The organism is Brevundimonas nasdae, from assembly GCF_016654005.1.
In the GTDB taxonomy this organism is placed as follows: Bacteria; Pseudomonadota; Alphaproteobacteria; order Caulobacterales; family Caulobacteraceae; genus Brevundimonas; species Brevundimonas nasdae.
Map to the genome: position 1 here is coordinate 59634 of NZ_JAEPWN010000014.1, position 6308 is coordinate 65941.

Annotated in this window: 4 protein-coding genes; 3 read left to right on the forward strand and 1 reads right to left on the reverse strand. The window is 68.4% G+C overall.

Translation table 11 applies throughout. From position 1 onward, the window contains the following. Window positions 1-48: 48 nt before the first annotated feature. Window positions 49-453, reverse strand: a complete 405-nt coding sequence (locus JKF87_RS16845) for a hypothetical protein (protein ID WP_201101037.1) — start codon at window positions 451-453, stop codon at window positions 49-51. A gap of 231 nt (window positions 454-684) precedes the next feature. Here JKF87_RS16845 and JKF87_RS16850 point away from each other — a divergent pair, with 231 nt between their 5' ends. Genes JKF87_RS16850 through JKF87_RS16860 form a run of 3 tightly spaced genes read left to right on the forward strand, consistent with a single transcriptional unit; the run spans window position 685 to window position 6213 of the window. Next, window positions 685-1377 carry an ImuA family protein gene (locus tag JKF87_RS16850; RefSeq protein WP_307418316.1) on the forward strand — a complete coding sequence of 231 codons (693 nt, stop codon included), beginning with the start codon at window positions 685-687 and terminating at the stop codon, window positions 1375-1377. After that, entirely contained in the window at window positions 1268-2827 is a 1560-nt protein-coding gene (locus JKF87_RS16855) for a Y-family DNA polymerase (protein ID WP_307418318.1), read from the forward strand. The genes JKF87_RS16850 and JKF87_RS16855 overlap by 110 nt, the downstream gene beginning before the upstream one ends. Next, complete coding sequence (locus JKF87_RS16860; RefSeq protein ID WP_201101039.1) at window positions 2824-6213, forward strand: error-prone DNA polymerase; 3390 nt, start codon at window positions 2824-2826, stop codon at window positions 6211-6213. The genes JKF87_RS16855 and JKF87_RS16860 overlap by 4 nt, the downstream gene beginning before the upstream one ends. Window positions 6214-6308: the final 95 nt, after the last annotated feature.

The following is a 6308-nucleotide window of genomic DNA, read 5'->3' on the forward strand; positions in this document are numbered from 1 at the left end:
TGGTGATCAGCCCCTCGCTGGTCCGACTCGCCAAAGCCCGTGCCGATTTCACGTCCCACGGTCGAGGATGACATAGCGGGCCTCTTGGCCCTTTCGTTCGCGCAGATAGAGGCGCGGGGGTTGGGGCGGGACGCGGCACAGTTCCCTCATCGCTTCAATGGCGGTCAGAGTGGTGAAATCCTTGTTGCCGATCCGCTCTATGACCAGGCGCCCACGGCTGGCCTCCAGTAGCAGGGTGCGCACCGAGACGGAGCCGTAAGAAGCGCTCAACTGCGCGGTGCCCGAGACCTTTTGAATCTGTCGGAGCGCACAGGGCTGGCCGTCAACACCATCAAGCGCGCCGAAGCGACGAACGACTTCGCGTCGATCAACCGCGCAAACGCCAACCTGTTGGTCACAGTGCTTCAAAACTTGGGGGGCGCTGACGACACGATTGGGGCAGGCTTCAGACACGCCCGCGTTTGCACGACGTCGAAGTGGGGAGTGAGGCCAACCAAACGCCAGAATCGGTCGTTGTCGATAACCGTATTGAGCCTTGCCTCCCGCTTCGCTTGACTCCCCCAGGGGGTTGGCGCGCATATAGAACAAATGAGGAACATTTGTTCACAGCCTGACGCTTTGACAGCGCTGAAGACTCGCCTGGAGGCCCTGGATCGGGCCGGCGGTCGTCGCGTTGGAGCGGGCGTGCGCGCGGGAAGCGACGACGCCTTCGCGCCGTTAGCCACGGGTGTTCTGCATGATCTTTATGCCGCCGCCCCTGCCGACGCGGCGGCGGTCAACGCCTTTGGGCTGGGCATGGCGCTGCGGGCGGCGGCGGGGCGTCCCATCGTCTGGGGCCTGCATGAGATGATGACCCAGGAGGCGGGACGGCCGCACGGTCCGGGCCTGCATGAGATGGGCCTGTCGCCGCGCGATCTGCTGCTGGTGCGGACGCGCGACGTGCAGACCCTGTTGGCCGTGGGCGAAGAAGCCCTGCGCAGTCCCGCCGTGGGCGCCGTGCTGCTGAGCGCCTGGGGCGAGGCCAGGGCCTTCAGCCTGACGGCCAGCCGGCGGCTGGCGCTGGCGGCCGAGACGGGCGGCGCGACCGTGTTTCTGGCGCGAGCTGGCGCCGCCCCCTGCCCTAGCGCGGCCGAGACCCGCTGGTCGGTGGGTTCTTACGCTTCGGAACCTCTGGAAGGCGGGGCGCCGGGGCGGCCGTCTTTTTCGGCGACCCTGCTGCGGCGGCGCGGCGGCGGGGCGACCGGAAACTGGATCATGGAGTGGGATCGTGAACAACGAACCTTCCGTCTGCCCGCGCCGCTATCTGGCGGTCTGGTTCCCCTGGCTGCCCAGCGACCGGCTGCGGCGCCAGGAGCAGCGGCACGACGCGCCGCCTGAGAATGCGCCGCCCGTCGTGCTTGCTGAGAAGATCAAGGGCGCGCTGAGGCTTGCGGCTGTTGATCCGGCCGCAGCGCGAGCGGGACTGTCCCCCGGCCTGGCCCTGGCCGATGCGCGAGCGCGGACCCCCGCCCTACGCGTCGTCACTCATCGACCGGATCTCGACGACGCCCTGCTGGGGCGGGTGTTGGAGGATTTCGGCCGCTTCACCCCCATGATCGCGCTCGACCCGCCGCACGGTCTGATGCTGGACGTGACCGGCTGCGCCCACCTGTTCGGCGGCGAAGCAGACCTGATCCGGACAATCCAGACACGCGCCGACCGCGCCGGGCTTCAAACCCGGTGCGCGCTGGCCGGAACGCCCCAGGCTGCGCGCGCCTTGACCCGTTTCGGACCCGGCGGCCAGTTCAAGCCCGGTCAGGACCGCGCCGCCGCGCGCCGCCTGCCCGTCGCGGCGCTGGAGTTGCCGGATAAGGAGGAACAGGCTCTGCGCCGCGCCGGGCTGAAACGTCTGGCCGATCTGGACGACCGCCCTCGCGCGCCCCTGGCCGCCCGCTTCGGCGCCGACTTCCCGGCCCGGTTGGCGCGGGTTCTGGGCGACGAGGACATGCGCATCACCCCGCATCGCCCGCCCGCGCCCGTGGTCGTCGACCGCATCTTCTTCGAGCCGATCTCGGCGCCCGAGGACATCGAACGGGTTCTGTCCGACCTGCTGGTCGAGACCATGGACCGGCTGGATCAGACGGGCCTGGGCGGCCGCGCCTTTGAGGCCGGCTTCTATCGCGTGGACGGCGAGACGCGCCGGATCGTCGTCCGCACCGGCTGCCCGACCCGCGACGCCCCCGCGACCCTGCGGCTGTTTCGTGAGCGGATGGCGGCTTTGGCCGCCCCGCTGGATCCCGGCTTCGGCTTCGATCAGATGCGGATGTCCGCGCCCTGGACCCAGGTGCTGGCGCTCACCCAGCAGGGGCTGGAGCGCGAGGCGCCCGGCGATGAGGCCTTCAGCCTTCTGGTCGACCGGCTGACCGCGCGTCTGGGACCGGAGGCGGTGCTGCGCTTCGAACCCTTCGCCTCGCACATTCCCGAACGCGCCGCGCGGCTGCTCCCGGCCGCCGCCCGTCATGGCGACGAGACCTGGCCCGACCTCGATCCCGACGATCCGCCCCTGCGCCCGTTGCAGGTGTTCGACCCGCCCCAGCCGGTGGAAACCCTGGCCGAGGTGCCCGACGGCTATCCGCTGAAGTTCCGTTGGCGCCGCGTCCTGCACGAAGTGACGCGCGCCGAGGGGCCCGAACGGATCAGCGGCGAATGGTGGCGTGCGCCGGGCCAACGCACTCGCGACTACTACCGGGTTGAAGACCGCGAAGGCCGCCGTTTCTGGCTGTTCCGCCAGGGGCTCTATGGAGAAACGCTCGAACCGCGCTGGTTCATCCACGGCCTGTTCGCATGAGCGCGCCTGATCCTTGCGGCGACTACGCGGAGTTGGCGACGGCCAGCAACTTCTCCTTCCTGCGCGGTGCCTCGCATCCCAAGGACCTGGTGCTGACGGCGATCCTGCGCGGCCATGCTGGACTGGGGCTGGCCGACCGCAACACCGTGGCGGGCGTGGTGCGGGCCTGGAGCGCGCTGAAGGAACTGCGGGTCGAGGGTCTGGCCCCGCCGGACAGGGTGCGCGAGGGCGGCGGTCCCGGCGAGATCGCCTTCATCGAGGACCCGCTGAACGATCCGGCCCTGTCCGAAGAGGTGAAGGCGCGCGCGGCAAACTTCCGTCTGCTGACAGGGGCCCGGCTGGTGTTCAATGACGGAACACCTGACGTCATCGCCTATCCGGAGACGCGGGCGGGCTGGGGTCGGCTGACGCGCCTGCTGACCCTGGGCAATCGCCGGGCGAAGAAGGGCGAATGCGAGATCGGCCTGCGCGACCTGCTGACTGATCCCGAAGACCTGCTTCTGATCCTCATTCCGCCGGACCGGCTGTCGGGGCTGGAGGAAGTGCTGACCCGCATGAACGCGGCGGCGCCGGGCGCGGTCTGGCTGGGCGCCGTCCTGCACAGGCGCGGCGACGATCAGCGCCGGCTGGCCCGCCTCAAGGCCATGGCGGAGCGGGTGGAGGTTCCCCTGCTGGCGCTCAACGACGTCCTCTACGCCGCCCACGAAGACCGCGACCTGCAGGATGTCCTGACCAGCATCCGCGAAGGCGTGACCATCGAAACCGCCGGCCGCCGGCTGGAGGCCAACGCCGAACGCTGGCTGAAGCCGTCAGCCGAAATGATGCGCCTGTTCCGGGATGCGCCCGAAGCCATACGGGAAACGTCCGCCCTCCTGTCGCGCGCAACCTTCGATCTGTCCGAACTCAGCTATCGGTACCCGGAAGAGCCAGTTCCGCCTGATTGGACTCCGCAGGCCTGGCTGGAAGAGCTTACGGGCCGCCACGCCGCCATGCGCTATCCCGACGGCGTTCCTGACAAGGTCCAGGCCCTGCTGGACAAGGAACTGGCCTTCATCGCCCGCAAGGACATCGCCCCCTATTTCCTGACCATCTTCGACATCGTTCGCGTGGCGCGCGACAAGCGCATCCTGTGCCAAGGACGAGGTTCGGCCGCGAACTCGGCGGTCTGCTACGTCCTGGGCATCACCTCGGTGGACCCGATGGAGGCGGACCTGCTGTTCGAGCGTTTCCTGTCCGAAGATCGAAACGAACCGCCCGACATCGACGTGGATTTCGAGCATGAACGACGTGAAGAGATCATCCAGCACATCTACGAACGCTATGGCCGCCACCGCGCCGGCATTGCCGCCACCGTCATCCACTTCCGCCCCCGCAGCGCCATCCGCGAGGTGGGCAAGGTCCTGGGTCTGACCGACGACGTCACCGCTCGTCTGGCCTCCAGCCACTGGGGCAGTTGGGGAACCGAGATCGGCGATCGCCACGTTGTTCAGGCGGGACTGGATGCGGCCAACCCCATGATCGCACGCGCGGTCGCCATGGCGTCCCGCCTGCTGAACTTCCCGCGCCATCTCAGTCAGCACGTCGGGGGTTTCGTCCTGACCCAGGACCGGCTGGACGAGATGGTCCCCATCGGCAACGCCGCCATGCCGGACCGCACCTTCATCGAATGGGACAAGGACGACATCGACGCCCTGCGCCTGATGAAGGTCGATGTCCTGGCGCTCGGAATGCTGACCTGCATCCGCAAGGCCTTCGACCTGATAAAGGCCCATTCAGGCGTCGAACACGACCTGGCCTCCGTCCCGCTGGAGGAGCCCGAGGTCTACGACATGCTGTGCCGGGGCCAGTCCATCGGCGTCTTCCAGGTCGAGAGCCGCGCCCAGATCAACATGCTGCCGCGGCTGAAGCCGCGAGAGTTCTATGATCTGGTGATCCAGGTGGCCATCGTGCGTCCCGGTCCGATCCAGGGCGACATGGTCCATCCCTATCTGCGTCGCCGCAACGGCGTGGAAGACGTCGTCTATCCTCCGCCCGGCCGCCTCTACGGTCCGCCTGACGAACTGAAGCAGGTGCTGCACCGGACCCTGGGCGTCCCCCTGTTCCAGGAACAGGCCATGAAGGTCGCCATGGTCGCCGCCCGGTTCTCAGACGCCGAGGCCAACGGCCTACGCAAGGCCATGGGCACGTTCCGGGGCGACGGGACGCTGCACACCTATGAAGACCGCATGGTCGGGCGGATGATCGCGCGCGGCTATGATCCTGATTTCGCGCGGCGCTGCTTCGAGCAGATCAAGGGTTTCGGCTCCTACGGCTTTCCCGAAAGCCACGCCGCCAGTTTCGCCCGGCTGGTCTATGTCTCTTCCTGGATCAAGCACCGCCACCCGGCGGCCTTCGCCTGCGCCCTGCTGAACAGCCAGCCCATGGGCTTCTATGCGCCCGCCCAGATCGTGCGCGAGGCGCAGGAGGTCGGCGGGGTCGAGGTGCGCCCCGTCGACGTCTCGCACAGCGACTGGGACAACAGTCTGGAGGGGCCTGCAGACGCCCCCATCCTCCGTCTGGGCCTGCGCCAGATCGACGGCTTCAAGGAGGACTGGGCCAAGGCTCTGTCGGCGGCGCGAACCGAGGCGCCCTTCGCCGATATCGAAACCCTGGCCCGGCGCGCCGAACTGCCCGCTGCGGCCATGCGCAAACTGGCCGACGCCGACGCCTTCCGATCTCTGGGGCAGGACCGGCGCGAGGCCCTGTGGGCGGTGCGCCGCCTGCCCGACGATGATCCGCTGCCCCTGTTCGCCGCCGCCCAGGCGCGCGAGCGCGGCGCCCGTGAACTGGGCGCCGAACCTGACGCCCGACTTCCGCTGATGCCGCTGGGCGAGCACGTCGCCGCCGACTACCAGACCGCGCGCCTGTCGCTGAAGGCCCACCCCATGGCCATCCTGCGCCCTGTCTTCGCCGCCGAGCGGGTCCTGACCTGCGCCGAAACCGAGGCCAAGCGCGGCGGCTCCATGGTGCAGGTCGCGGGCGTGGTTCTGGTGCGTCAGCGGCCCGGCAAGGGCAACGCCGTCTTCATCACCCTGGAGGACGAGACCGGCATCACCAACGTCGTCCTGTGGGCGCGGATGCTGGACCAATTCCGACGCGAGATCATGGGCGGCCGTCTGATGCAGGTCGAAGGCGTGGTCGAGAAAAGCCCCGAAGGCGTCGTCCACGTTGTTGCCCGTCGCGTCATCGACCGCAGCACCGAACTGTCCCGCCTGTCAGAAGACCACGAAACCGACATCCAACTGGCCCGCGCCGACATCATCGCCTACCCGCAACCGCCGCGTCACACATCAGATCGACACCCGCGCGACGTGCGCATCTTGCCGGGATCACGGGATTTTCACTGAGCGCCGATTCCGTTGAAAAAGGCGGCTGTTGAGATCGCGGCCAGTAACAGGCACAGCGGTTCTATCCCGCCTTACGCGATCACCGGCGTGGGTGA

Excerpts from the sequence above, each read along its gene's own strand:
- JKF87_RS16860 (WP_201101039.1), top strand. The coding sequence starts at position 2,824 with ATGAGCGCGCCTGATCCTTGCGGCGACTACGCGGAGTTGGCGACGGCC.